Consider the following 25,489-nt stretch of genomic DNA (forward strand, 5'->3'; position numbering starts at 1 on the left):
TCGGCCTGCAGGCCGGCAGTATGGGCGTGCCTATGGTTTCCGGGCCATTCTAAGAGTGCATCCGGGGATAGTGAATGCTGCCGGGATGAAAGGATTATTCGATTTAATTGAAGAGCGGATCGGAGTCGGCGGGCCTCGTGGCTGATCGTCGGCCGCTGCATTTCTTGTCGAACGTGCCCGGGAAAAAATGATGGACATCGATCTGCCGAAATCCCGAGCCAGGGTCTTAACGACAGGGCCGACGGTAGCCCGGGCCTGTCGTGAGCCGATACGCTCATCCGGCCTACAATCGAGCCATGCTGGTCAATTGTTTCCCCGGCAACCCCGCTTCCGCGGCCCGGATTTCCCGGGCCTCGTTTGTTTCGTTTTTTCCTACGTTTCCCGTTTTCAAGGCATATGGCTCAATACGTTTATACGATGAATCGCGTCGGCAAGATCGTGCCGCCCAAGCGGCAGATCCTGCGGGACATTTCCCTGTCTTTCTTCCCCGGCGCCAAGATCGGCGTCCTCGGCCTGAACGGCGCGGGCAAGTCGACCCTGCTGCGGATCATGGCCGGCGTCGACCGGGAAATCGAGGGCGAGGCCGTGCCCATGCCGGACCTGAAGATCGGCTATCTGCCGCAGGAACCCGAGCTGGATCCGGCCGATACCGTGCGTGCGGCCGTCGAGGCCGGCCTGGGCGAGGTCTTCTCGGCGCGCCAGCGGCTCGAGCAGGTCTATGCCGAGTATTCCGAGCCCGATGCGGATTTCGACAAGCTGGCCGAAGAGCAGGCGCATCTCGAGGCCGTCATCGCCGCGGCCGCTTCCAGCGGCTCGGACGATATCGAGCACCAGATGGAAATTGCCGCCGACGCGTTGCGCCTGCCGCCCTGGGATGCCGTGATCGGCACGCTGTCGGGCGGCGAAAAGCGCCGCGTGGCGCTGTGCCGCCTGCTCTTGTCCAAGCCCGACATGTTGCTGCTGGACGAGCCGACCAATCACCTGGATGCGGAAAGTGTCGAGTGGCTGGAGCAGTTCCTGCAGAAATTCCCCGGCACGGTGGTGGGGGTGACCCACGATCGGTATTTCCTCGACAACGCCGCCGAGTGGATACTGGAACTGGACCGCGGCCACGGCATCCCCTGGAAGGGCAATTACAGTTCGTGGCTGGAACAGAAAGAGGCGCGCCTGGAGCAGGAAGAGGCGGCCGAGTCGGCGCGCCAGAAGACCATCAAGAAAGAACTCGAATGGGTGCGCCAGAACCCCAAGGGCCGCCAGGCCAAGGCCAAGGCGCGCCTGGCTCGTTTCGAAGAGTTGTCCTCGCTGGAATACCAGAAGCGCAACGAGACCCAGGAAATCTTCATACCCGTGGCCGAGCGCCTGGGCAATGAGGTCATCGAGTTCGAGCATGTCAGCAAGGGCTACGGCGAGCGGCTGCTGATCGACGACCTGAGCTTCAAGATTCCCCCGGGGGCTATCGTCGGCGTGATCGGCGCCAATGGCGCCGGCAAGTCGACCCTGTTCCGCATGATCGTCGGCCAGGAACAGCCCGACAGCGGCACGGTGCGCATCGGCCAGACCGTGAAACTGGCCTATATCGGGCAGTCGCGCGAATCGCTGGAGGGCGACAAGACGGTATTCGAGGCTGTCTCCGACGGCGCGGACCTGCTTACCGTGGGCAAGTTCGAAATGTCCTCGCGCGCCTATCTGGGCCGCTTCAATTTCAAGGGCTCGGACCAGAACAAGCTGGTCGGGAAGCTGTCCGGCGGCGAGCGCGGCCGGCTGCACCTGGCCCAGACGCTGCTGGCCGGCGGCAATGTGCTGCTGCTGGACGAGCCGTCCAACGACCTGGATGTCGAGACGCTGCGGGCGCTGGAAGACGCCTTGCTGGAATTCGCGGGCTGCGTGCTGGTCATCAGCCACGACCGCTGGTTCCTGGATCGCATCGCCACCCATATCCTCGCCTTCGAGGGCGATTCGCAAGTGGTGTTCTTCGACGGCAACTACCAGGAATACGAGGCCGACAAGAAGCGTCGCCTGGGCGAAGAGGGCGCCAAGCCCAGGCGCCTGCGCTACAAGGCGCTGAAATAAAGAAGACAAACTGCCCGCGAGCCCTTGCTTGCGGGCAGGCCCGGCGCCCCGGGCCTGCGGGGCAGGCGCATTGAGCTGGCGGCGGCGCGAGTTCCGTGCCGCTGAGCGGGCCTGAGCAATAGGAGATGAGCCATGGATCGCTTGTGTGCCGAGAATTCCGTGCTGCTGGTCGTGGACATGCAGACGCGCCTGCTGCCCGCCATACACGACCATGAAAGGCTGCTGGCGCGAGCCGTGGCGCTGGTGCGGGCAGCCCTGTTGCTGGACGTGCCGGTATTGGCCACCGAGCACTGCGCCGACAAGATAGGCCCGACCGAGCCCGCGCTGGCACGACTTGTGCGGCGCACAATTCCCAAGACCAGCTTCGACGCGACGCGCGAGCCGGGGATGATCGAGAAAATGCCCGGCGGGCGGCCGAATGTGTTGCTAATTGGCACGGAAGCTCATGTATGCGTATTGCAGACGGCCATGGGCCTGGCGGCGACGGGCCGCCACGCGATGATGGTGGCGGATTGCGTGGGCTCGCGCTCGCCGGCGGATCGCCGCCTGGCACTGGGTCGCGCCGCGCAACACGGCATCGAGGCGGTGGGCATGGAAATGGCCATGTTCGAGTGGCTGACCCGCGCGGATCACCCGCGGTTCCGCGAGGTGCTGGCGCTCTTGAAGGGCGCCCCGCCGCCCCTGCAGGGGGACGAACCCCTTTGATACATTATTTGCCTATGCTCACAGCAACACCCCCGGAAATTTGGAATGCTGGGTTCATAACCGGTGTTATAGTGAATCAACGCAGTTCTTCTGTTACGGAGGCAAAAATGAAATTTGGCACGATAAGCAAACTCGCGGCAGTTGCATTGCTCGGTGTGTCCATGGCTGGGTGCTCCACCTGGAACAGCATGTCCCACCGGCAGAAGAGCACGGTCACCGGCGCCGGCATCGGCGGCGTGGCAGGGGCAGTCATCACGGGTGGCGGCGTGCTCGGCACGGTCGGCGGCGCGGCTGTCGGCGGCGTGATCGGCAACCAGGTCGGCAAGTAAGGGCCGCGCTATAGGTAAGGGCTGCAAGAGGCCCGCAGCCCAGGCATAAAGCCCGGGCATTCAAATCAAGCCAGACCGCAAGCCCGCCTGGGCGGGCTTCATCCCGATCCACAGCATTGCCGGCCCCGATATGGCCGCTCCCTGCGGCGGCCTGTGCCGCAAACAACACAAGGCCCGCATACCTGGGCCGCTGGCTCGCCAGGCCGGACTACCGGCAGGCGACCGCGGCCCGGATATCGCGGGCTTTGTTCATGTGCCGGCGGCCATGTGCGCCGGCATTCAGATCGGCTACTAAGCGCTGGCTTCCGGCTGCGGCATCTCGATCTTGACCTCCAGCACCTCGAGCGAGTCCTGGCGTTCCAGGTTCACTTTGATGTCGTCGGGGTTGATCTTGACGTACTTGGAGATGACGGCCACCAGTTCTTGCTGCAACTGGGGCAGGAAATCCGGGGCGTTGCCGTTGCCGCGGCGCTCGTTGATGAGAATGAGCTGCAGGCGATCCTTTGCGACGCTGGCGGAGGTTTTTTTCTCGCCGAGCAGGAATGACAGGAAAGACATCTTATTTGCCTCCGAACAGTCGCTTGAACAGGCCCGGCTTTTCGTAGTCGACGAAGCGCAGCGGCTTGTCCTCGCCGAGATAGCGCGCCACGATGTCCTGGTAGGCCTGGGCCACGTCGCTGTCGCGAATGTGGATGGCGGGTATGCCCTGGTTCGAAGCCTGCAGCACCGATTCGGATTCGGGAATGACGCCTATCAGCTTGATGCGCAGGATGTCCTCGATGTCCTTGAGCGACAGCATTTCGCCATCGGCGACGCGCTTGGGGTTGTAGCGGGTGAGCAGCAGGAATTCCTTGACGGGTTCCTCGCCCTTGACGGCGCGCTGCGACTTGGCCGACAGAATGCCCAGGATGCGGTCCGAGTCGCGCACCGAGGAGACTTCGGGGTTGGTCACCACCAGCGCATCGTCGGCGAAATAGGCGGCCATCAGGGCGCCCGTTTCGATGCCGGCCGGCGAGTCGCAGACGATGTATTCGAAATCCATGGACTTCAGGTCGTTGAGCACCTTTTCGACGCCGTCCTGGGTCAGGGCGTCCTTGTCGCGGGTTTGCGAGGCCGGCAGGATATACAGGTTCTCGAGCTGCTTGTCGCGGATCAGCGCCTGGTTCAGCGTCGCCTCGCCCTGGATGACGTTGACGAAGTCGTAGACGACGCGCCGCTCGCAGCCCATGATCAGGTCGAGGTTGCGCAGGCCGACGTCGAAGTCGATGACCACAGTCTTGTGGCCGCGCATTGCCAGGCCCGAAGAAAAGCTCGCACTGGTGGTCGTCTTGCCCACCCCGCCTTTGCCGGATGTCACCACAACGATTCGCGCCATGACTGTAGATTCCCTCTGGTTTTGTAAATCCCGTAATCGTAATGCAAAAACACTGCACACGAGTTCGACTTCAACTTGTTTGACCGTGGCTTGGCAACAAAACTTAACCGCAGCCGGGGTGCTTTGCCTATGCTGGTTTGCCCCATCCCGTATCCAGGGGCTTTAGAGCAGGTTGCCGTTCAACGGACGCCGCTTCCGGCCCGCCGGGCGCTGCGTGTTGCGCGCTGCCTTGCCGCGCGGGGCCGAGCGCCGCGAGCCGCTCTGGCCTTCGCCTCAGTCCTCTACCGGAACGATGCGCAGCGACTCGCCTTCCAACTGCACGATGCCGGGTTTACCGTGCAGCGCGGGCTCGAGGCGTGTTTCGATGACCCGGTATACGCCGGCAATCGCCAGCAGTTCGGGGTCGAGTTCGGTGGTGAAGATGCGCGCGCTGGTGTCGCCGCGCGCGCCGGCCATGGCCTTGCCTCGCAGCGGCCCGTACACGTGGATGTTGCCGTCGGCGATGACTTCTGCACCCTGGCTGACCACGCCGATCACGATCAGGTCTGTGTCGCGCGCGTAGACCCGCTGGCCCGAGCGCAGCGGCCGGCTGATCACCATCGCCGCCGGGGCGACGGCGGGGTGCTCGGGCGCGGGGCTGGGCTGCGCCGGCCGACCCGTGCCGCCCTTGGCGGCGGTCTTGCCTTGGGCTGCAGCCTTGCCTTGCGCCGAGGCGGGCGCGGCCTGAGCGGCGCCACTGCCTTTTGCCGGGGCGGCCGTGGCAGAGGCCGAGCCGGCCGCTGGCGGCGCGGCGACTGGCGGAATGTCGTGTTCCGGCGCCGGCGTGGCCGCGGGACGCGGCACCGTCTTGGCCAGCTCGACGCTGGGCAGGCCCTGCGCCGCGGCGGCGTCGCGCTGGTCATCGGGCGCGATGGCGCCGATGGGGTGCAATTTATGGTTGCGCAGCTCTTGCGCCAGGGCGGCCCAGTCCAGCGGCTCTTCGAGCCCCGAGGCGTCGATCACCACGGGTTCGTTTTCGAAGAACGAGCCGGCGTCGCGCATGCGCTGCGCCAGCGCGGCCTGCAGCTCGGACAGGCTGGATGTGCGCAGCACGACCCGCAAGGCATACAGGGAGGCGCTCTTGATGTCCAGCACCGGCTGTGCGTCGCGTTGGTTCGATGTTTCGCTCACGATCGTGTTTCCCCTCAGGCCCATGAATCCCGCAAGGTTGCGGTGCGGTTGATCACCGGCTTGTCGGGCGTCGATTCTTCCCGGTCGGCCACGAAATAGCCCAGGCGCTCGAACTGCCATGTCGTTTCCGGCTCGGCGCGCGTGCCCGGCTCGAGCCAGGCCTGCACCGTACGGCAGGAATCCGGGTTCAGCGCCTGCAGGAAGTCGCGGTCGCCGCCGTCCGGATGCGGATCGGAGAACAGCCGGTCGTACAGCCGCACCTCGGCCGCCACGGCCTGCGCCGCGCTGACCCAGGTGATGGTGCCCTTGACCTTGACCGCGTCCGCACCCGGCGTACCGCTCTTGGTATCGGGCAGGTATTCGGCATGCACTTCCGTCACGCGGCCCTGGTCGTCCTGAACGTAGCCGGTGCATTTCACGATATAGCCGTACTTCAGGCGCACGGTATTGCCCGGGAACAAGCGGAAATATTTCTTCGGCGGCTCTATGCGGAAGTCGTCGCGCTCTATCCACAGTTCGCGCGAGAACGGGAATTCGCGGTTGCCCGCGTCCGGAGCGTGCGGATTGCGCGGCGCGTGGCAGACCTCGGTCTGGTCTTCCGGGTAATTGGTGATCACCAGCTTGAGCGGATCCAGCACCGCCACCGCGCGCTCGGCGCGCGGGTCGAGGTCGTCGCGCAGCGCCTGTTCCAGCAGGCTGTAGTCGATGCGCGAATCCGACTTCGAGACCCCGAGGCGCTCGCAGAACAGCCGTATGGAGCTGGGCGTATAGCCGCGGCGGCGCAGGCCGGCCAGGGTCGGCATGCGGGGGTCGTCCCAGCCTTGCACATGGCCTTCGCGCACCAGTTGCAGCAGCTTGCGCTTGCTGGTGACCACATAGCTGAGGTTCAGCCGCGCGAATTCGTGCTGGCGCGGTAGCGGGCGCCGCAACTGGCCCAGGTCGGCCAGCTTGCCCAGGATCCAGTCGTAGAACGGGCGCTGGTCCTCGAATTCCAGGGTGCAGATGCTGTGCGTGATGCCTTCCAGCGCGTCTTCCACCGGGTGCGCCCAGGCGTACATGGGGTAGATCGGCCATGTATTGCCGGTGCGGTGGTGGGGCGCGTGGCGGATGCGATAAAGCACCGGGTCGCGCAGATTGATATTGGGCGAGCCCATGTCGATGCGGGCGCGCAGCGCCATGCTGCCGTCCGGGTGCCGGCCGGCGCGCATTTCGCGCAGCAGGGCGAGCGATTCGGCCGCGGGCCGGTCGCGCCATGGGGAGTTGCGGCCCTTTTCGGTGAGGGTGCCGCGATTGGCGCGTATCTCGTCGGCGCTCTGCTCGTCCACATAGGCATCGCCCGCCTGCACCAGCGCCTCGGCGAACGTGTACAGGTATTCGAAATAGTCGCTGGCGAAATAGCAGTTGCTCTCGCCCTGGTTATGCCAGTCGAAGCCCAGCCAGGATACCGTGTCGAGGATGGCCTGTACGTATTCGTCTTCTTCTTTCTCGGGATTGGTGTCGTCGAAGCGCAGGTGGCAGGCCCCGCCGTAGTCGCGCGCCAGCCCGAAATTCAGGCAAATGCTCTTGGCATGGCCGATATGCAGGTAGCCGTTGGGTTCGGGCGGAAACCGGGTACGGATCCGCGCCGGATCGGGGGCGCCCTGTTCCTGGAGCGCGGCCGGCCCGGGGCGGCCGGCCCACAGCTTGCCGGCGTAGCGGTCCTCGGCCAGGTCGCGTTCGATGATGGTGCGCAGGAAATTGGAGGCGGGCGGGTTGGATTCGAGGCTCATGCTGGCGAAAAACAGGGGGTAACGAAAAACAATATCATGCAAAGTAGGCATTTTGCCATGTTCCCCGGCTTCGTTCCGGCTTGCGGTGTTCCGTGCCGGGCGGTCTGCAGTAGTCAGGGCCGGCGAAGGGCTCTACACTACAGGCCCTAATTTATGAAGACGGAGGCGGCGCGCGGCCGGCCCTGGCGTCCGACATGGTGAATTCTTCTCTCTGGCTCTCGCAGATCCAGTTCTTCCTCAGCCTGGGGTTTCTCGGGCTGTTCGTGGTGGTGGAACTGGGGCTCGCGTGGCTGTTGCTGTATTTCAAGATACGCGCCCATATTTCGGGCCACGCCGGCTGGACGGCCGCCTACCGGTTCTGGGTCCGCGTCTTCGCCCTGGCCTTCGTGCTGGCCTTCGCCTCGAGCATGCCGGTCCTGATCCAGTTCGGCAGCCTCTGGCCCGGGTTGATGGGCAAGATCGGCGAGATCGCCGGTCCGCTGCTGGTGGCAGCCATTCTTACCACCTTCGTGTTCAAGTCCTGCTTCCTGGGCGCCATGCTGTTCGGCCAGCGGCGCTTGTCCGACCGCCTGCATACCCTGGTGGTGTTCATGGTGGCCCTGGGCTCTACGCTTGCGGCCTTCTGGATCATGGCCCTGATGTCCTGGATGCAGACCCCTGCGGGTGCCGTGATGCTCGATGGCCAGTACCGTGTCCTGGATTGGCGCGAGGTGCTGTTCAATCCTTCGGTGGCCTGGCACGGGGCGCTGCTGCTGCTGTCCGCCGGGCTTACGGCCGCCTTCCTGATGCTGGGCGTGACGGCCGGCCAGACGCTGCGCCGTCCGCTGGACGACAGCGAGCGCATGGTATTCAAGACGGCGCTATGCCTGGCCATGGCCTGCGTCCTGCTGCAGGGCGTTGCCGGAGCCGGGGCCGCGCGCGTGGTGGCGCGCTACGAACCCGCCAAGGCTGCCGCTGCGGCGGCGTACTGGCAGTCCGGCACACAGCCCGACCTGGTGCTGTTCGCCTGGCCGCGGGCCGGCCATAATCACGCCGCCTGGGTCTGGCGCCACGCCGGCGGCCGCCTGCTGGGGCAGGATGAAAAAGGGCGCTTCCTGGGGCTGGACCATTTTTCCGGGATGAGCCCGCCGGTGGCGGGGGTTTTCTGGTCTTTCCGCCTGATGCTGCTGGTGGGCTTGCTGATGCTGCTGGCCAGTTGGGGCACTTATCTGCGGGTGCGCAAGCGGCAGTTCGATCCCAGCACGCTGTCCGAGCGCTGGCGCCGCTTCCTGCGCCTGATGATGCTCTCGGGCTGGGTCGGCAGCCTGGCGGGCCTGGCGACTTCCCTGTTCGGCCTGTCGCCTTTCGCCGTGAACGGCGCCGTGACGCTGTCCGAGATCGCCGGCACCACCGGTCCCGACATGCTGGCCGGGGCTCTGGTTGCCTATGCGCTGTTCTACGCGGTGCTGATGCTCGGCTTCCTGCATATGCTCAGGCACATCGCCCGCTACGGCGTGGTGCCGGTGGCGCGCACCAGGGGGCGGGCATGATCGATTCCCTGGCCGCTTCGCTGGGCATGAGCTCGCATGACCCCGCTTTCTGGATGCCGCTGGCCTTCATGGGCGTGCTTTACGCCGTCATCGTGGCCGGCACGGTGCTCGACGGCTTCGATATCGGGGTGGGCTGCCTGACGCTGTTCGCGCCGGCGGAACTGCGCCCGCGCATGGCCTCGCTGCTCAGTCCCTGGCGCGACGCCAACGAATTCTGGCTGTTCCTGGGCATGGGGCTGTTCGTCTCGGCCTTTCCCAATGCCTGGGGCAGCATCATGGGGCAGCTCTACCTGCCGCTGTGCCTGCTGGCCCTGGGCGTGCTGCTGCGCTCGGTTTCCTTCGAATTCCGGCTGCGTTCGCCGGTGGAAGTGCAGGCCCGCTGGCTGCAGGGCTTCGGGATCGGCTCGCTGGTCACGGCGCTGGCGCACGGGCTGCTGCTCGGGCAGCTCGTGGTCAGTTACCAGGACGAGCCGGGCTATACCTGGTTCTCGGTGTTCACCGGCGTGTGCGTGCTGGCCGCCTATTGTTTGCTGGGCGCCGTCTGGCTCATCATGCGCGTGGGCGGAAAACTGCGGGTGCGGGCCGTGCTGTGGGGCAGGCGCGCGGTGCGCTGGACCGCCGCGGGCGCGGTGGGGGTCTCGGTGGTGCTGGCCTTCGCCAATACCGGCGTCTTCCTGAAATGGAGCGACGGGCCACAATGGGGCGTGGTGGTGGGCCTGTGGATCTTCCTGCTGGTCGCCTTCGTCTCGGTGGAAATGTGCCTGCAGCGCATGATCAACAGCAGCTACCGCACCACCATGTTCCCCTTCCTGATGGTGCTGCTGATCTTCCTGGTGACGCTGGGCGGCCTGGGCTACAGCTTCTTTCCCTACCTGGTGCTGGACAACATCACCATCTGGGACGCGGCCGCCTCGGTCTCGTCGCTGCGCCTGATCCTGTCGGCCACCGTCATAGCCTTGCCGGTGGCGCTGATCTTCAACATCTGGGTGTACTGGCGCATGTTCGGCCTGTCGCGTCCGCCCTTGCCGCCGGATTTCAAGCCCTAAACCGAATACCGTCCGAGTGACGGGCAGTGATTCCAAAATCATTGCCCGCCATTGCCAGTCGCGATTAATTCTTCGGGCGCAGCCTCTCCTATGGGCTCGAGCGGCATCGAACACTTCCGCAGTAAGCAGGTAACGATGCTGGGCGCGCCTGCAGCTTTCAACACATATGGGCCTATCGTGGCCGGGGCCAGGGCGGGCCTTATTGTCGTCGAATGCGTTGCGGACCTTGGGGATGATCGGGTACGTAGGGGCGATCACCGACAGGGGTTGTAACGCCGTTTCGCTCCATTAATACCGACGCCTTGCGTCAGGCTCCTTTGTTTCGAGTCCCATCCAGAGGGCGGAATTGATCATCGAAATTCTCCAGCGATGGAAACGAAACCAGGGGGCGCGTATCGATTTTCGCCAACGCAGCTTCCAGTCGTTCGAGCATGGTTTCTCTCTCCTTCTGGGTGACATATGGCACGTGATAGGCGACAAAAGGTTCATGGACCTTGAAACCGACGTAGCCCAGGGTTCCTTGCTGCAAATGGCGCAGCATCCCGTTCGCCAGCTCTCCGTGGATGCCGGATGGACCGAACATATGCTCGCGTCCTCCCAGCGCTGTGATGATCATGGCGCGTTTTTCGGCCATGCCGCCTCGATCGTAGACACGGCGGCCGCCATAGAACGTCCCCGAAAGAAAGACCCGGTCTATCCATCCCTTCAATATCGCGGGGGCTGAGAACCAGAACACAGGAAAAACCAATATTAAAAGATCCGAGTCGAGAACTGCTTCGACCTCTTCTACGATGTCTGGCTCCAACGAGCCCTGAGTTCGGGCATGCCGTTGTTCCAGCGGATACACCAAATAATCAGGCCTGCTCCTGTTGCGGAAATCTGCGGCGCTTGCCACTGGATTGAACCGTTTGGCATAAAGATCCGAGACAGTGACTCGCCATCCAGTGCGCGTCAGCGTAGTGCGTGCGGTGTCCGCCATGGCGGCAACGAAAGAATGCGGCTCGGGGTGCGCGAAGACGATGTGGGCGCTTTTGCCCATGACGTCGGCTGTGCTCATGTAGTCCCCCGCTGTCTGAGTACGGCAAGGTTTATGGCGTCGACCTCCTCGTCGATGCGCCGATGCACGTCATAAGGCGATGTCAGGAGTCGCTTGATACGTGCGTAGGCCGAGCCGGACTTCGCGGCGAAATATTCCACTCTTTCTCGTGCCAGGGCATGCAATGTTTCTTGGTCGCAGATTTCTGTTACCAAGCCCCAGTCGTGAGCCTGTTGTCCGGAAAAAGCAGCTCCAGAGAGCATGATGCGCCTGGCTCGGCCCAGGCCTACGGCCTGCGCCAGCAATAGGCTGCTGGCTGCTTCGGGAGCAATCTCCATGTCGATGAACGGCAAATGTAGCTGTGCGTCGGACGTGCTTATCACCCAATCCGCATGGAGCAGCAGTGTGGCGCCTATGCCTACGGCATGGCCCTGGACTGCCACCACTAAGGGCTTCTGCAGCGCGGCGAGGGCATGTAGAAAGGCAGGCACTGGGCCGTCCGGTTGTTGCGGCCAGTTTGAGAATGCGTGCAGATCGTGGCCGGCGCAGAAAACCTCTCCCGCGCCGGATAGGAGCACTGCACCCACCATGGGCTCCCGATCTGCGTCCGCCAGTGTTGATGCCAGCCTGGAGAACATCGGCATGTCGATGGCATTACGTTTGTCTGGCCGGTTCAGGATGATATGCAGCGTGTCGCCAAACCGTTCCGTCAGTATGTGGGCTGTCATGGTCCCCCCTAAATCACACCTTCCCGGCGCAACACCGCCTGTTCTGCTTCGGAAAGACCCAACAGGTGGCTGTAGACGGTTTCGTTGTCAGCCCCCATTTCCTTGGCGGTATGGTCAATCCGGCACGGCGAGTTGCGGAAACGAGGAACTACACCGGGGACTCGCACCGTGCCGAAATGTTCGTCATCGACGGATTGCAGAAATCGTCTGGATATCACCTGAGGATCATTCACGACCTGCTCCGCGGTATACACGGGAGCCAGCGTGCCGTGAGCTTTTTGAAAGCGCTCGACAGCTTCTTCCTGGTCGTGCACTAGAAACCATTCCTTGAATATCTGGTTCACTTTTGCCGCGTTCTGGCAGCGTGCGCGATTGCTCGCGAAGCGAGGGTCAGCCAACAAATCGTCGCGGCCGATGGCGCGGCAGTTGGCGGCAAACAGTGCATCGGTGCTGCCGGACAGCGATACCCAGCCTCCATTGCGAGTCCGATACACCCCGGTTGGCGCGGCATACTGGCTCACGTTGCCTGACCGCTGTTGCGATTTGCCCAGCAGGTCGTACTGCATGGGAAGGAAATCCAGCAGCTTGATCATCGCTTCCGTCATGGACAGATCGATTTCCTCGCTGGGCGCGTGCGTGTGTCTCTCCCGGCGCCAGAGGGCTACCATTACGCCCAGTGCAGCGAAGAGGGCACCTATCGAGTCACCTATCGGATAGCCGGCATGCATGGGGGCGCCATCCCGTTCGCCGCTTATATAGGTCAGGCCTCCCATGGCTTCGAATATCCGCGCGAATCCCGGACGGTCGCGGTATGGGCCGTCTTGGCCGAATGCCGTGGCACGCAACACGATCAGGTCTTTCCGGCACTCCCTCAATGTATCCAGATCCAACCCCCACCGCGCCAGCGTTCCAGGGCGGAAGTTTTCTATCAGAACGTCATAGTGCGGCAACAGGGATTTAAAGATCTCGCGCCCTCGGGGCTTTCGCAGATCCAGCGTAATCAATTGCTTGTCTCGGTTGACGACTTTCCACCACAAGGAGTGCTCGTCCTTGAATGGAGGGAAGTTGCGCAGCCCATCTCCTTGCTTGGGCAGCTCTATCTTCAGCACTTCCGCGCCATAGTCCGACAAGTACGATGCGGCCGAGGGGGCAGCCACGATGGTGGCCAGCTCGATCACCTTCAGACCGGCCAGCGGCCCTTCACGCGGTGAAGCATGTTGAATCAATTTGCGCTCCTGGTTTGATGCTTTTGCTTGATGCGCCGCAAGGCGCCTTCACGCCGTCTGCAGCCCGTCGGGACGCTCGATGTCCCATTCATAGCGTAGAGGCTCGCGTTTCAGGAAGGCCTCGACGGCTTGCTTGTGGTATGGCGAGGCCATGGAAATTCCCTGTGCATAGGACTCCATCAAACTGGAAGCGCTGTAATCCGATTCAAGGCTGCGGTTGAGCATCGCCTTGGTCATGGCCAAGGCCTCCGTCGGGCCTCTACGAATCGTGTCTGCTATTGCACGCGCGTTGCTCATCAGTGACTCTTGCGGAAAGACGGAATGGACCACCCCCATGGAGTGGGCAGTCTGGGCGTCCAGGCATCGCCCCGTCAGGAATATGTCCCGGGCGGCGGCCAGGCCCACGAGGCGGGAAAGGCAGTAGATGGCGCCGAAGTCGGGCACCAGCCCAAGGCGGATGAACGACATGCAGAAATCGGCTCGTGGCGAGGCCAGGATGAAATCGGCATGCAGCGCCAGACTGAAGCCGCCACCATACGCAGGACCGTCCACGCAGGCGATGACGATCACATCGAGATTCCGCAAGCGGGACAACCAGCGCGTGGCGGCTTCCAGCCGCCGCCGCGTCGCGTCCGGAGAGTGGCTCGATGGGTCGCTGTCGCTCATACGGGCGCGCATTTCCCTGATGTCGCCGCCTGCGCAGAAGCTGCCGCCCGATCCGTTCAACAACAAGCACTTGACTGTGGAGTCATTCCCGACGACGTCCAGCATGCGCTCGTAGTCTTTGCGCAATGCCGACCCCAGCGGGTTGCGATGCGGGGCATCATTGTGGGTGAACTCGGCTACGCCTCGGGCTATCCTCAAATAAGACACGGACAGCGCAAACTCTCTTCCTCCCATATCTTGCGCCATGTCGACTCAGGATGTAGATAAAGAAAGATTCAGATCATGTGCCAGCGTGACGATACGTTTGCGCTGTGATAGGAAGAACTTTGCCGTTTCTTTGGTATCGGCATAATGGGGCACAATGCCTATGCCCAGGAGTTCCTTGTGTACGTCAGGAAGCGCCAGCAATTTTTTGACGGAGGAACCAAGTACTTTGACTGTGGACTCTGGCGTACCGGGCGGTGCAATCAGCATGAACCACGGTGCGAGCCCTTCGGCGTCGGCGGGCATGCCCACTTCACGCCCTGCGGGTACCTTGGGTTGGTTGGGTGAGCGATCCGGTTCAGTCACGAGCAGCAGCTTTACCGCGCCGCGTTCGAGCATGGGCCGCACCCCTGCGTATTCGATCATCGCGAAATCGACCTCGCCCGCACCCAGCGCCAGCGATAAAGGCCCACCCCCCCGGTATGGCACGTCCACCACATGGAAGCCGGCGGATTTGGCTAGCGCCAGCCCTGCTAGGTGAGGATTGCTGCCCTTGCCCTGGTGACCGAATGCTAGGCTGCCCTTTTTCCGGGCGTAGTTGACGAACTCTTGGTACGTATTCACACCCAGGTTGCTGCGCACTACAAGAAACATCGGTGCGCGGCCTAGCATCGCAACTGGGGTGAAGTTACGCCCCGGATCGAAAGACAAGCCCTTGAAAAGCAGCGGAAACGCGGCTGTGACTGCTGTTGCGAAACCGAGCATATATCCGTCTGCCGTTGATTTCTGAACATCGTCCATCGCTATGCGGGTAGCGGCGCCGGGGCGATTGTCGACTATGAACTGTTGACCCAGCATGGCGGACAGCCTCTTGGCGACTATTCTCGCAAAGGCGTCGGTGGCGGCACCGGGCGAAAAGCCGACCATCAAGCGCACAGGCCGGCTCGGATAGTTCTGCGCCAGGCTGGCCGCGGGCAGGCCCCCGGATGCAAACAGTCCCAGCGCAGTCAAGTGTTGCAACGCGCGACGCCGGCCGGCCGCGAACCGGACCGGGGTATCAAAATGACTCTCAGACATGCCTCTCCTCCTGATTCTTGCCAGTCTTGGGCTGGTGGAGTGCATTATTCCAAGGGTAGCCTTCACCCCTACCCACCCATGTCGGGGGGGATGGGGTCTTGGTCAGGGGCCAGGCAACAATCTGCGCAGTCTGGCAACCGCGTCGTGCCTACTGGCTACCCCGAGCTTCTGATAGATGTTGCTCAAGTGCCATTTCACGGTTTCGGGGGATAGATTCAGGCTGCGGGCGATCAGTTTGTTGGGCTGCGCCAGAATCAGTTGGCGCGCGATATCGAATTCCCGCTCGGTCAAGGATTCCCGATCCTGATTCTGATCGTCCCTGCCGGGCACGACGGTATGTTTCGGGGCATGGACAGACGGTCCGGCAAGCGGGGAAACACCCGTGGCATTGCACAGCAGGTCGGCTTGAAACGCCGTCATTGGATCCAGTCCGCCTGCCTTCAGGATATCTCGTGCTGCATCGGGCACATCGGGGTGGGCGTCGAGCAGGCTGCGCAATAAGCCCATGCGGTAGCCGATGGCCAGCGCCTCTTTCATGTGCTCCATGGCGGATGTACGCTTTCCCTGACGGCGCTCTATTGTCGCCATCTGGCAACGCAGGGCCGCCACGCGCCGGTAGCGACCAGCGGCCACGCAGCACTCCATAAGACGAAGAATGCTCTTGCGGGCGGCGGCCATGTCTTCGGTATCGATGCTGCACAGAATATCTGCCCTGTGGAAGACCGCCGTAATATCTGCGCCGCCGGCCAACGGCCCACTTTTTTCCCTGCGCCGCAGGTTGGCCAGTTCGCGGCGCCGGCGCCCAGCCTCGGCGCGATCATGATTCCGCAGCGACAAGGCGCACTGCTCGAGCAGGCTGTAGGCCAGAATCCGGCGTAAATTCCGGGCGCGTGCGTATTGTTCCAGGCGCAGCAAGATTTCGCCGCTCTCGCGCAGGCGGCCACGGATGGCCAGTGTCCGCCCAATGCCAAGCATCACTCGCAGGAAAGTGTCCGGAATGGCGACCCGTTCCATTTCATCCAGCCTTACCGACAATGCCAGGACGTTGTCCAAGTCATTCAGCTCATACAGTGTTTCACCCAAAAGGCCTGATGCCTGGCATATGGCGTCCGTGAACAGTTTTTCCTGCGGCCCGCATTTTTCGAGCACTTCGCGGTAGACGCGCTCGGCCTCGTTCATCTTGCCCTCCAGGGCGAGGCTGAAGCCTGTCATACAACGGCCGACCTGTCGGCCAAATATGGTTTCCTCTGTCCGGTTTGCCTCGCCTGCCGGCGTATCCGACTGCATCTGCCTGGCGCGCCCATAGGCGCTTTGATGGATATAGATCCAGGACAATACGTTGCGCCGCCCGCCTTGCGTGATCGCGTCAATTCTATCCAGCGGCATCGCTTCCAGTGTCGGAACCAGCGCAGCCGCTGCATCGATGTCATCCGAATAGATGGCCAGCATGCCCTCGATCACTTGCCAGCGGCACCGCTCTATCGTTTCAACGTCACGCCGTCGCCCGGCCGCTTGACTCAGCATGCGGCGGCAATCATCGAGGCGATGAGTCATCAGCGCGGCCATGGCTAGCCAGGACTGCAATCGCGGGCGCGCCTGGAGCATCTGGATCGGCAGCAGGGCCAGTACTTGAGCTATCCGTGGAAGATTGCCATCCCTGCCCAGGGCCTCCACGCTTTGCTCCATTAGGCCTAGCGTGTCGGGTGCTCCCGCACAAATGGCGTGATGCACGACACTCCGGAAATCCATGATGCTCTCGAACGCGGAGCTGGCTCGTCGATGGAACATGGCCTTCGCATCGCCCGACCACGCGGAAAATCGCCGCTGCAGCGCCATGCGTAAAATCGGATGCAGGTCCCAGCTAGACGATACAGTCGAGGGGCCTCTTTCATGGAGAAGGCCGGTGCACTGGCTCAATCTCGATAACTTGCGCGCAATTGTTGACCAGTCGGCATCAACGATTAGGGGCAACAGGTTGTCGTGGGCGGGCTCTAGCTGCGCCAGCGCAGCCAGATAATATATGTCCTCTTCGCATAGTCTCTGCAGGACTTCAACTTCCAGATAATCCAGTAACGCGTCTGGCACCTCTTGCCGCATGTTTGTTTCGCCATTGCGCGAGCTTTCATAGGCCTTGCTCAGGTGCATCAGGCCGATGCACCAGCCCCGTGTCAGATCGAACCATGGCTGGGCCCGTGCATAGGCGTGCATCCCGAACTTGCCGCGGATAAACGTGCGGATCTCGTCCAGGCTCCAGGCTAGCGACTCCGGCCCGATTTGCAGCAGCGCTCCACAATCCCGTAGGCGCGACAAAGACAATGGTAGGGGAGCTCTGTGAGCAAACAGGCACTTAAGCTGCGGAGGGCAATAATCCAGAAGCGCCTGCAGGCACTGCAGGCGATCCGGATTCCCGCAGGCATGCAGATTGTCGAACACGAAAACCAGGCAGCAAGAGGAATGCGAAAGCGCTCGAATCAGCCTCAAGACCAGCGCAACATCATCCTCGTTGGCCATGCCCTCAGGCCGATCCGGGAAATTTGCGCCCAGCTCGGGCAGCGCCCGCAAGCATGCATCAATGAGAGACGCGGCAACGCTTTCTTGGGGCAAGCAGTGGCAATCCAGCCATATCCAGGTAGCGTCTGCTGCCGCCGGGCGGGACGCCCAAGCCCGAAGCAAATGGCTTTTCCCGCTGCCCGCCGGCCCCTGCAGTACTACACAGGATACAGTTTTCGCTGCGTCCAGCTGGAGCAGCACATCATGACGTGGAACGTTTCCACCCCTGGTGGCGGAAGCGGGGGTTGCGCTGAAACCCCGGCCTTTGGTGGTAACGCTAGGCGGACTGGTGTTCGCCCGCACGCATAGCGGCGTGCTGGCATGCATACGATACCTCTCTACGAAAAGACAAGCGACAGGCTCCGAGCCGCTGGAAGCTCAGCATCGCAAGTAATACTTTCCTGGCGTGTGTGTAGCGTTGATGCTTGCAAAGTATAGCGAACATGTTGTATTGGCCGCCTTCGCCCGTCCGGCCGCATACCGGGTAAAGGCTACCAAGACCCTGCGCAAAATATGCGAGGAGATAATGGCGTTTGCCTGCTGATTGGGCGGAAGGGACGGAACGGCAGGCGTGTAGTTAGTGGGCTTTCGACTATGGCGTACTGGCGCCGGCGCCTTCCACCGGCAGCCGTATCACGACCTTCAGGCCGCCGCTCTCGGCTTCGTCCAGCGTCAGGCTGCCGCCGTGCGCGCGCGCGACGGCGTCGGCCAGGGCCAGGCCCAGGCCTACCGAGCCAGTGCGCGTGCGCGCTTCGTCCAGGCGCGAGAAGGGGCGCAGCGCTTCTTCGCGGCGCGCGGGCGCGATGCCGAGGCCGTGGTCCGAGACGGAGATGACGGCCCAGCCGTCCTCGGCGCGCAGGGCCAGTTCCACCGGCGGCTTGCCGTGGTTGAAGGCGTTGGTCACCAGATTGTCGAGCAGCCGTCCCAGCGCGATGCGGTCGGCGCGCACGGTCATGGGCTGCGACGCCAGCTCGGTCAGGTGCACTGCGCTGCCGGCGCTTTCCCAGGCCGAGGCCTGCTCTTCGAGCCAGGCGTTGATCGCCAGCGGCATGAAGTGGTAGGTGCCGGGATCGGTGCCGCGCACGAAGCCTATGAACTGATCGACCATGCGCTGCATGTCCTGGATGTCGCGGCGCATGCCCTCCTTGAAGGCGGAATCGTCGGCCATCTCGATGCGCAGCCACATGCGCGACAACGGCCCCTTGAGGTCATGGGGCAGGCCGGCCAGCAGGGTGCGCCGCACCGTGCTGGATTCGGCCAGGGCGTCGAGCATGGCATTGAAGCGCTGGCCCAGCACCCGCGTCTCGCGCGGCCCGGAGGGCGCGACGCGCTGCGGCTGGCCGGCGGCGAGCTGGTCGGCGGCGTCGGCCAGCCGCGTCAGCGGGCGCGTGATGTGCCAGGAAAATATCGCCGATATCAGCAGGAACAGCCCCATGACGCCGAGCCAGCCGACGATGGCCGGCGTGGTGACCGGCGGGGCGATGTGATCCAGGGGGATCACCAGCCATTCCTTGTCGCGCGGCGCGTCGTCGTCGCCGAAATCGGTGGCCAGCGAAATGAACATGCGCGGCCGGTGCCCGCGCGAGAGCGCTACGCGCGTGCCGTCGCTCAGGCGTTCGTTGAGCAGGCGCACGAACGTGCGCAGGTCACGCCGCATGTCGTCGGGCATGGGCGGCGGCTCGCGCCGCGGGGGATGCCCGTGTTCTCCGGGAGGGCGATGGCGCCAGCGCCCGAGGCGGGCCTCCGAGGGCAGGCTGCGCGACCACAAATGCCATTGGTCTTGCGAGGCGCGGCGCACGAATTCGGCGCGCTCGTCATCCGGTATGGTGGCCAGGGCTGCGCGCAGCGTGGCGATGGTGGTGGCCGTGTATTGCACGGCTACTTCTTCGACGAATTTGTGGCGGAAATAGTTGACGCTGGCGACGGTGGCGGCCTGCACCAGCAGCACCGTGCCCAGGGTCAGCAGGATCATGCGCGCGTGCAGCGACAGCGGCAGTACGGAGCGCCATTTCATCGCGAATAGATTGAATGCTTCGGCATGGCGGGCTTCAGGGCGAGAAACGGTAGCCTACGCCCCAGACCGTCTGGATCCAGCGCGGCTGCCTGGGGTCGTCTTCGATCGAGCGCCGCAGGCGCAGCACCGCGATGTCGATGGCGCGGTCGTTGCGTTCGCCTTCGTCGTCGTCGCGGGCCAGGGCCAGCAGCCGGTCGCGCGACAGGGGCTTGCCGGGGTTCTTGACCAGCGCCTCGAGCAGGTTGACCTCGCCGCCGGTGAGCTTGACCGGCTGCTGGTCCTTGTACAACTGGCGGGTGGCAGGGTCGAAGACGAAGGGACCGAAGGTGACGGGCTGTTCTTTGGTGAGCGCCGAGGCGCCTTTCTTGCGGCGCAGCACGGCCTCGACTCGGGCCAGCAGTTCGCGCGGATCGAAGGGCTTGCCGACGTAGTCGTCGGCGCCGGCTTCCAGGCCTACTACGCGGTCCACGGTTTCGTCGCGGCCGGTGAGCAGGATCACGGGTATGTCTTCGCCTTGTTCGCGCAAGCGGCGACAGGCCTCGGCGCCGTCGCCGTCGGGCAGCATGCGGTCGAGCACCACCAGGTCGGGCGCATAGCGCTGTATGCGCGCCACCATGTCCGTGGCGTCTGCGGCCAGCAGGGTGTCGTAGCCGTGCCGATTGAGATAATCGGCCAGCAACTGGCGCAGGGCGGGATCGTCGTCGACGACGAGGATTTTGACTAGCGGAGTATCCATAGGCGTCAGTGTGCCGTGTCGGCAGATGGCTGGCAAGTTCCCGGTAACTGCCTGAAATAACTGGCTTCTTCGGTCAGCTTCGCGGATACGGGACGGGTGGCTCCGGTGTGCCGGCCGCGGCGGCGGAAAACGGCGGCCACGGGGCCGGTGTGGCCGCGCGCGCCAGTTTGCGTCTATGATTATCGTCCCTGAGCCCATGGCGGGCGGCCGGCGTACCGCCAGCCCTTGCCCGGCGTGCCTGCCAGCCCGTCATTACCTGAAATAACGCATGACACCCAGCCTGCTTTCTTCCGTCCGCCATCGTCTGGAAGGCTATTCCTGGCTTTCGGACCTGCCCGCCATGTTGTGCTGGGCGGCGGTGGTGGGCGTGCTCGGCGCCTTCGCCACCATCGTTTTCCACCGCGGCATGGACCTGCTGCAGGACCTGGTGACCGGCCATAGCGGCTCCATCGTCGGCGTCACCCAGACCTTGCCCTGGTACGGACGCCTGCTGTTCCCGATGGCCGGCGGCATCGTGGCCGGCAGCCTGTTGTGGGGCGCATCCCGCTTCAAGTCCGGCGCCAATTCCGACTATATGGAGGCGGTGGCCATCGGCGACGGCCGGCTGTCGCTGCGCCAGGGCCTGCTGCGCACGCTGTCGTCGCTGTGCACGGTGTCCTCGGGCGGATCGATCGGGCGCGAGGGCGCCATGGTGCACCTGGCTTCCCTGAGCGCTTCGGCCATCGGGCGCTTCACCTCGTTCAATACGGCGCGCCTGCGCCTGCTGGTGGCCTGCGGCGCGGCCGCCGGCGTGGCTTCCGCCTACGGGGCGCCGCTGGCCGGCGCGATGTTCGTGGCGGAAATCATACTGGGCACCATGACCATGCAGGCCTTCGGCCCGCTGCTGATCGCCGCCGCCACCGCCAATATCGTCATGCGGCTTACCGGCTACTACCATACCAATTATGCGGTGCTCAACGTGCCGCAGATCAGCGGACTGCAGGTGCTGCCCTTCATTGTCCTGGGCGCGCTGGCCGGCCTGGGCGCGCCGCTATTCCTGAAGATTCTCGATTTCATCAAGAAAAGCTTCAAGCGCACTGGCTTGCCGCTGCCGCTGCGGCTGGGCCTGGGCGGCTTGCTGCTGGGCCTGCTGTCGATCTTCGTGCCCATGGTCGCGGGCAATGGCTACAGCGTGATCAATTCCTTGCTGCACAGCCACTGGGCCTGGTATTCGGTGGTGCTGATCCTGGTCTGCAAGGTGCTGGCCACGGGCCTGACGGTGGGCTCGGGCGCGGTCGGCGGGGTGTTCACGCCCACGATCTTCGTCGGCGCGGCCTTCGGCACGCTGTTCGGGCAAGTAATCGTCTCTTTGTGGCCGGCGCTTTCGCCCGAGACCTATCTGTACACGCTGGTGGGCATGGGTGCGTTCCTGGGGGCGGCGACCAGCGCGCCGCTGATGGCGATACTGATGATCTTCGAAATGTCGCTCAGCTACCAGATCGTGCTGCCGCTGATGGTGGCCTGCGTGGTGGCGTTTTTCGTCTCGCGCGCCATCGCCCAGGTGGCCATGTACGAAGTGGTGCTGGTGCGCGAGCGCGATGTACAGACGCGCCATCAATTGCGCGATACGCCGCTCAGCGCCCTGATCAAGCCGGCGGTGACCGTGATCAATACCGCCGCGCCGGTGCGCGAGGCGCTGCAGATGTTCATCGATTATCCCGTCAAGTACCTGTACGTGGTCGACGAGAACGAGATGTTCCAGGGCGTCATCGCCCAGCAGGATCTCACCAGCATGTTGTTGAACCAGGGCTCCGACGCGCAGGACCGCAAGGCGGGGGACGTGCTGCGGCTGGATTTCGTCAAGCCGCTGCAGCCCGACATGACGCTGGACGAGGCCCAGGCTCATTTCGTCAATTTCGTGGGTGAACGGCTGCCGGTCGTGGCCAGTTCGGCTGCGCCCAAGCTGCTGGGCGTGGTGTACAAATCGTCGGTGCTCGAGAAGTATTGCGCGCTGAAGAAATCCATAGACGCCAGCGGCGAGGTCATGCTGGACGTGCGGATGGCGCGGCCGCGGCACTGAGGGCCGCGCAGTCCGGCGGCCGACTCAGGCGCCGGCGGCCTGCACGCAGCGCAGAATCTCTACTCCGTATGCTTCCAGCTTGCGCGCGCCCACTCCGCTGATGTGGGCGAGTTCGTCGAGCGAGCCCGGCCCGGCGGCGGCGATCTCGCGCAGCGTGGCGTCGTGGAAAATGACATAGGCCGGCACCCCGTGGCTGCGCGCCACCTCGGCGCGCCAGGCGCGCAGCGCCTGGAAGCTGGCCTGCGCATATTCGGGCAGCTCGATTTCGGCTTCCTTGCTGCGCGTGCCCGAACTGCGGCTGCGGCTGCGTTTCTCGGGTTCGCGGCGGAACATCAGGGTGCGTTCGCCCTTGAGCACCTCGCGGCTGCCTTCGGTCAGGGCCAGCGTGCCGTATCCTTCGTGGTCCACCGCCAGCAGGCTTTGCGCCAGCAATTGGCGCAGCACGCCGCGCCAGGCCTGCTCCGACAGATCTGCACCCACCCCGTAGACCGAGAGTTCATCGTGCGCGTATTGCTTGACGCGGTCGGTGGCCTTGCCGCGCAGGATGTCTATCAAGTGCCCCGCGCCGAAGCGCTGGCCGCGCTCGCGCCACAGGCGATAGACGGCCGACAGGATCTTCTGCGCCGCCACCGTGCCGTCCCAGGCCTGCGGGGGTTCCAGGCAGGTGTCGCAATTGCCGCAAGGTTCTATGGCCTGGTCGAAATAGGCCAGCAGGCGCTGGCGCCGGCAGGTAACGGTCTCGCACAGCCCCAGCATGGCGTCGAGCTGGGCGCCGAGCCGGCGCCGGAACATGTCCTCGCCGGGCGATTCGTCGATCATGCGGCGCTGTTGCACGACGTCCTGCAGGCCGTAGGCCAGCCAGGCCGTGGCCGGCAGGCCGTCGCGCCCGGCGCGCCCCGTTTCCTGGTAGTAGCCCTCGACCGACTTGGGCAGGTCGATGTGCGCCACGAAGCGCACGTCGGGCTTGTCTATGCCCATGCCGAAGGCGATGGTGGCGACGATCACCAGGCCGTCCTCGCGCAGGAAGCGCGACTGGTTGGCGGCGCGCGTCGCGGCGCTCAATCCTGCGTGATAGGGCAGCGCCGGTATGCCGTGCTGGCTCAGGAATTCGGCGGTGTCCTCGACCCGCGCGCGCGACAGCGCATAGACGATGCCGCAATCGCCGGCGTGTTCGCCCTGGATGAAGTCGAGCAATTGGCGCTTGACGTCGGCCTTCTCGACGATGCGGTAGCGGATGTTGGGGCGATCGAAGCTGGCGACGAAGTGCCGCGCCGACACCAGATTCAGGCGCTGGGCGATTTCCTGGCGCGTGGCCGCGGTGGCCGTGGCGGTGAGCGCGATGCGCGGCACTTCGGGCCAGCGTTCCGACAGCAGCGACAGTTCCAGGTATTCGGGGCGGAAGTCGTGCCCCCATTGCGATACGCAGTGCGCCTCATCGATGGCGAACAAGGCGATATGGCCGCGCGCCAGCAGTTCCAGGCAGCGCTCGGTCATGAGCCGCTCGGGCGCCACGTACAGCAGGTCGAGTTCGCCGTCCAGGAAGGCCTGCTCGACCTCGCGGGCGGTGCGCCAGTCCTGCGTCGAGTTCAGGAAGGCGGCGCGCACGCCCAGCTCGGTCAGCGCGTCGACTTGGTCTTGCATGAGCGCGATCAGCGGCGAGACCACCACCCCGGTGCCGGGCCGCGCCAGGGCCGGGATCTGGTAGCACAGCGACTTGCCGCCGCCGGTGGGCATCAGCACCAGCGCGTCGCCGCCCTCGACCACGTGCTCGATGATGGCCTGCTGTTCGCCGCGGAACGACTCGTAGCCGAAGACGCGTTGCAGGATGTCGAGCGGGGATTCGAGTGTGGCGGGCATGCAGCGTTACGTATCGAGGGAGGCGCGCGGCGGCGCCGCGTGAAATAGGGCATTTTATCGCCTCGCCGGCCCGGCCCCGTATCCGGGCCTTGTTTTGGTCCATGCCCGCGGTTCCGGCCCCGGGTGGCTTGCCCTGGTCGCCGGGCCTGCTGGCGGCCATGCCGCCGCGATTCCGCGATCAGTTCAGCGGTATGGACAACTGCAGCCCTACGTCATAGTCGCCGGTGTAGCGCTGGCGCTGCGCCTGCAGCGCCAGCTTCACGTTCTGGTTCAGCGCGAACTGGTGCGACACGCCGAACACTTCGACGGGCGGGCCCGACGGGGTCTCGATCGCCTGGTAGGAGCCGCTCAGGTCGCCGTAGCTGCCCAGCGGCATGGTGAGCTTCCACAGATTGCTGTCCTGGGCCTCGTTGTCGGCGAAATTCCGGTACAGGCTCAAGTCGGAAAAGCCGGCGCTGCGGTGTTCGCCGACCCAGGAAAGCTGCAGCCGGCCCAGCAGGCTCGTCTGGTAGCCGACCTGGTAGCGCATGCCGTCGTCCATTTCCTGGGAGGCGCGGGCTACCCCGGCGGACCAGACCCCCCATTGATGCGTGTTGTAGGTGCCGCCCAGGCCCATAGTCTTCATCGCCGGAGCTGTTTCCATCTGCGATTCCAGGGTCAGGTTGCTGCTCAGGCCGTAGCGCAGCACCGAGGTGCTGGCGGCCGGGCCGTAGTCGAGACCGCCTTCGGTGGTGCCGGGGCTGTAATCCAGGGCGCCTACCATGGTGGCATATTGCCATTGGCCCGTATCGGCATTGCCTGGCGACAGGCCCTTGGACAAGCCTACGCCGCCCAGCGTCGTCGACGAGGCCCAGGCCGGGGTCGTGGGGCTGGCGTTGCCCAGCGTCAGTCCCAGGCCGCCGGCGCTCGTGTAGTTCCAGTTCTTGCTGCCCAGCTTCCAGCCCAGGCCGGCCATGGTCTGGCCGGCGGACGGCGTCTGATCGTCCAGCAGGTCCAGGCCCATGGGCTGCCAGGCGCCCGGCGCATAGGTCGGGCGCAAGGGGCGCCAGGCGCCCTTCAGGTCCAGCGGCTCGGGCTGTTCGTCCGCTTGCGCGGCCGCGTCGATGCGCAGGCCCGAGCCGGCATCGTCGTCGCCGGGCGGCGGCAAGGCGCGCGGCGCCGCGCCGTCGCTGTCGGGCACGCTATAGGTCTGTACGGGAGCGAGGTCGCGCAGGGATGGGCCGTTCTCGGGAACGCCGGCCTGCGCAAAGGCGGTTGTGCAGGCGAGGATCGAGGCGCTCGCCGCCATGCCGCCCAGCACTGTGGAAATCTTCATTGCCGCCACTGTCATTGCCGGTTCCGGG

The 25,489-nt window shown here is 64.3% G+C and carries 20 protein-coding genes; 6 read left to right on the forward strand and 14 right to left on the reverse strand.

Annotation, left to right across the window (positions count from 1 at the left end):
- Positions 1-396: 396 nt before the first annotated feature.
- From ettA to KVP10_RS07825, 3 genes are all read left to right on the forward strand, one after another.
- Positions 397-2,070 (forward strand): energy-dependent translational throttle protein EttA, encoded by a 1,674-nt coding sequence (gene ettA / locus KVP10_RS07815; protein WP_217964007.1) that lies wholly within the window; start codon positions 397-399, stop codon positions 2,068-2,070.
- A 132-nt stretch (positions 2,071-2,202) separates the two neighbouring features.
- The gene (locus KVP10_RS07820; protein WP_217964008.1) at positions 2,203-2,775 is read left to right on the forward strand and encodes an isochorismatase family protein; all 573 of its coding nucleotides are present in this window, start codon (positions 2,203-2,205) and stop codon (positions 2,773-2,775) included.
- Between the two features lie 107 nt (positions 2,776-2,882).
- The gene (locus KVP10_RS07825; RefSeq protein ID WP_217964009.1) at positions 2,883-3,104 is read left to right on the forward strand and encodes a glycine zipper 2TM domain-containing protein; all 222 of its coding nucleotides are present in this window, start codon (positions 2,883-2,885) and stop codon (positions 3,102-3,104) included.
- Positions 3,105-3,395: 291 nt separating this feature from the next.
- Here the strand turns inward: KVP10_RS07825 and minE are convergent, their stop codons facing one another.
- From minE to KVP10_RS07845, 4 genes are all read right to left on the reverse strand, one after another.
- Positions 3,396-3,662 carry a cell division topological specificity factor MinE gene (gene minE / locus KVP10_RS07830; RefSeq protein WP_217964010.1) on the reverse strand — a complete coding sequence of 89 codons (267 nt, stop codon included), beginning with the start codon at positions 3,660-3,662 and terminating at the stop codon, positions 3,396-3,398.
- 1 nt (position 3,663) lies between these two features.
- Positions 3,664-4,479 (reverse strand): septum site-determining protein MinD, encoded by an 816-nt coding sequence (minD, locus tag KVP10_RS07835; protein ID WP_217964011.1) that lies wholly within the window; start codon positions 4,477-4,479, stop codon positions 3,664-3,666.
- Positions 4,480-4,752: 273 nt separating this feature from the next.
- Positions 4,753-5,649 carry a septum site-determining protein MinC gene (gene minC / locus KVP10_RS07840; RefSeq protein ID WP_343218704.1) on the reverse strand — a complete coding sequence of 299 codons (897 nt, stop codon included), beginning with the start codon at positions 5,647-5,649 and terminating at the stop codon, positions 4,753-4,755.
- Positions 5,650-5,663: 14 nt separating this feature from the next.
- Positions 5,664-7,418 carry a glutamine--tRNA ligase/YqeY domain fusion protein gene (locus KVP10_RS07845; RefSeq protein WP_217964507.1) on the reverse strand — a complete coding sequence of 585 codons (1,755 nt, stop codon included), beginning with the start codon at positions 7,416-7,418 and terminating at the stop codon, positions 5,664-5,666.
- A gap of 194 nt (positions 7,419-7,612) precedes the next feature.
- Here KVP10_RS07845 and KVP10_RS07850 point away from each other — a divergent pair, with 194 nt between their 5' ends.
- Positions 7,613-8,947, forward strand: a complete 1,335-nt coding sequence (locus KVP10_RS07850; RefSeq protein ID WP_217964013.1) for a cytochrome ubiquinol oxidase subunit I — start codon at positions 7,613-7,615, stop codon at positions 8,945-8,947.
- Complete coding sequence (locus KVP10_RS07855; RefSeq protein WP_217964014.1) at positions 8,944-9,993, forward strand: cytochrome d ubiquinol oxidase subunit II; 1,050 nt, start codon at positions 8,944-8,946, stop codon at positions 9,991-9,993. Before KVP10_RS07850 ends, KVP10_RS07855 begins: the two co-directional genes overlap by 4 nt.
- Positions 9,994-10,300: 307 nt before the next feature.
- Here the strand turns inward: KVP10_RS07855 and KVP10_RS07860 are convergent, their stop codons facing one another.
- The 8 genes from KVP10_RS07860 to KVP10_RS07895 all read right to left on the reverse strand — a co-directional run bounded on the left by KVP10_RS07860 (position 10,301) and on the right by KVP10_RS07895 (position 20,230).
- Positions 10,301-11,050, reverse strand: a complete 750-nt coding sequence (locus KVP10_RS07860) for an NAD(P)H-dependent oxidoreductase (protein WP_246600477.1) — start codon at positions 11,048-11,050, stop codon at positions 10,301-10,303.
- Entirely contained in the window at positions 11,047-11,757 is a 711-nt protein-coding gene (locus KVP10_RS07865; RefSeq protein ID WP_217964015.1) for an enoyl-CoA hydratase-related protein, read from the reverse strand. Before KVP10_RS07865 ends, KVP10_RS07860 begins: the two co-directional genes overlap by 4 nt.
- A gap of 8 nt (positions 11,758-11,765) precedes the next feature.
- Positions 11,766-12,983 carry a CaiB/BaiF CoA transferase family protein gene (locus KVP10_RS07870; protein ID WP_246600479.1) on the reverse strand — a complete coding sequence of 406 codons (1,218 nt, stop codon included), beginning with the start codon at positions 12,981-12,983 and terminating at the stop codon, positions 11,766-11,768.
- A 48-nt stretch (positions 12,984-13,031) separates the two neighbouring features.
- On the reverse strand, positions 13,032-13,895 hold the full coding sequence (locus KVP10_RS07875; RefSeq protein WP_246600480.1) for an enoyl-CoA hydratase/isomerase family protein: 864 nt from the start codon (positions 13,893-13,895) through the stop codon (positions 13,032-13,034).
- A 6-nt stretch (positions 13,896-13,901) separates the two neighbouring features.
- Positions 13,902-14,930, reverse strand: coding sequence for a Bug family tripartite tricarboxylate transporter substrate binding protein (locus tag KVP10_RS07880; protein ID WP_217964016.1), 1,029 nt, complete (start codon positions 14,928-14,930; stop codon positions 13,902-13,904).
- Between the two features lie 102 nt (positions 14,931-15,032).
- Positions 15,033-17,807, reverse strand: coding sequence for a LuxR C-terminal-related transcriptional regulator (locus KVP10_RS07885; protein WP_343218705.1), 2,775 nt, complete (start codon positions 17,805-17,807; stop codon positions 15,033-15,035).
- Between the two features lie 265 nt (positions 17,808-18,072).
- Positions 18,073-19,494: a sensor histidine kinase gene (locus KVP10_RS07890; RefSeq protein ID WP_217964018.1), complete on the reverse strand. Its 1,422-nt coding sequence runs from the start codon at positions 19,492-19,494 to the stop codon at positions 18,073-18,075.
- Positions 19,495-19,528: 34 nt separating this feature from the next.
- Positions 19,529-20,230 (reverse strand): response regulator, encoded by a 702-nt coding sequence (locus KVP10_RS07895; protein WP_217964019.1) that lies wholly within the window; start codon positions 20,228-20,230, stop codon positions 19,529-19,531.
- Positions 20,231-20,498: 268 nt separating this feature from the next.
- Between KVP10_RS07895 and KVP10_RS07900 the strand changes: the two genes are divergently transcribed.
- Positions 20,499-22,289 carry a ClcB-like voltage-gated chloride channel protein gene (locus KVP10_RS07900; RefSeq protein ID WP_217964020.1) on the forward strand — a complete coding sequence of 597 codons (1,791 nt, stop codon included), beginning with the start codon at positions 20,499-20,501 and terminating at the stop codon, positions 22,287-22,289.
- A 24-nt stretch (positions 22,290-22,313) separates the two neighbouring features.
- Here KVP10_RS07900 and recQ read toward each other — a convergent pair whose 3' ends face one another.
- Complete coding sequence (gene recQ, locus KVP10_RS07905; protein WP_217964021.1) at positions 22,314-24,146, reverse strand: DNA helicase RecQ; 1,833 nt, start codon at positions 24,144-24,146, stop codon at positions 22,314-22,316.
- 178 nt (positions 24,147-24,324) lie between these two features.
- Entirely contained in the window at positions 24,325-25,461 is a 1,137-nt protein-coding gene (locus KVP10_RS07910; protein WP_217964022.1) for a fimbria/pilus outer membrane usher protein, read from the reverse strand.
- Between the last annotated feature and the right edge of the window lie 28 nt (positions 25,462-25,489).

Source organism: Candidimonas humi (genome assembly GCF_019166065.1).
GTDB lineage: Bacteria > Pseudomonadota > Gammaproteobacteria > Burkholderiales > Burkholderiaceae_B > Candidimonas > Candidimonas humi.

What these genes read in the sequence shown, in the direction of transcription:
- ettA (WP_217964007.1), top strand. Translation starts at nt 397, where the DNA reads ATGGCTCAATACGTTTATACGATGAATCGCGTCGGCAAGATCGTGCCG.
- KVP10_RS07820 (WP_217964008.1), top strand. Translation starts at nt 2,203, where the DNA reads ATGGATCGCTTGTGTGCCGAGAATTCCGTGCTGCTGGTCGTGGACATG.
- KVP10_RS07825 (WP_217964009.1), top strand. Translation starts at nt 2,883, where the DNA reads ATGAAATTTGGCACGATAAGCAAACTCGCGGCAGTTGCATTGCTCGGT.
- minE (WP_217964010.1), bottom strand. Translation starts at nt 3,662, where the DNA reads ATGTCTTTCCTGTCATTCCTGCTCGGCGAGAAAAAAACCTCCGCCAGC.
- minD (WP_217964011.1), bottom strand. Translation starts at nt 4,479, where the DNA reads ATGGCGCGAATCGTTGTGGTGACATCCGGCAAAGGCGGGGTGGGCAAG.
- KVP10_RS07845 (WP_217964507.1), bottom strand. Translation starts at nt 7,418, where the DNA reads ATGAGCCTCGAATCCAACCCGCCCGCCTCCAATTTCCTGCGCACCATC.
- KVP10_RS07850 (WP_217964013.1), top strand. Translation starts at nt 7,613, where the DNA reads ATGGTGAATTCTTCTCTCTGGCTCTCGCAGATCCAGTTCTTCCTCAGC.
- KVP10_RS07855 (WP_217964014.1), top strand. Translation starts at nt 8,944, where the DNA reads ATGATCGATTCCCTGGCCGCTTCGCTGGGCATGAGCTCGCATGACCCC.
- KVP10_RS07860 (WP_246600477.1), bottom strand. Translation starts at nt 11,050, where the DNA reads ATGAGCACAGCCGACGTCATGGGCAAAAGCGCCCACATCGTCTTCGCG.
- KVP10_RS07865 (WP_217964015.1), bottom strand. Translation starts at nt 11,757, where the DNA reads ATGACAGCCCACATACTGACGGAACGGTTTGGCGACACGCTGCATATC.
- KVP10_RS07875 (WP_246600480.1), bottom strand. Translation starts at nt 13,895, where the DNA reads ATGGCGCAAGATATGGGAGGAAGAGAGTTTGCGCTGTCCGTGTCTTAT.
- KVP10_RS07880 (WP_217964016.1), bottom strand. Translation starts at nt 14,930, where the DNA reads ATGTCTGAGAGTCATTTTGATACCCCGGTCCGGTTCGCGGCCGGCCGG.
- KVP10_RS07885 (WP_343218705.1), bottom strand. Translation starts at nt 17,807, where the DNA reads ATGCATGCCAGCACGCCGCTATGCGTGCGGGCGAACACCAGTCCGCCT.
- KVP10_RS07890 (WP_217964018.1), bottom strand. Translation starts at nt 19,494, where the DNA reads ATGAAATGGCGCTCCGTACTGCCGCTGTCGCTGCACGCGCGCATGATC.
- KVP10_RS07895 (WP_217964019.1), bottom strand. Translation starts at nt 20,230, where the DNA reads ATGGATACTCCGCTAGTCAAAATCCTCGTCGTCGACGACGATCCCGCC.
- KVP10_RS07900 (WP_217964020.1), top strand. Translation starts at nt 20,499, where the DNA reads ATGACACCCAGCCTGCTTTCTTCCGTCCGCCATCGTCTGGAAGGCTAT.
- recQ (WP_217964021.1), bottom strand. Translation starts at nt 24,146, where the DNA reads ATGCCCGCCACACTCGAATCCCCGCTCGACATCCTGCAACGCGTCTTC.
- KVP10_RS07910 (WP_217964022.1), bottom strand. Translation starts at nt 25,461, where the DNA reads ATGAAGATTTCCACAGTGCTGGGCGGCATGGCGGCGAGCGCCTCGATC.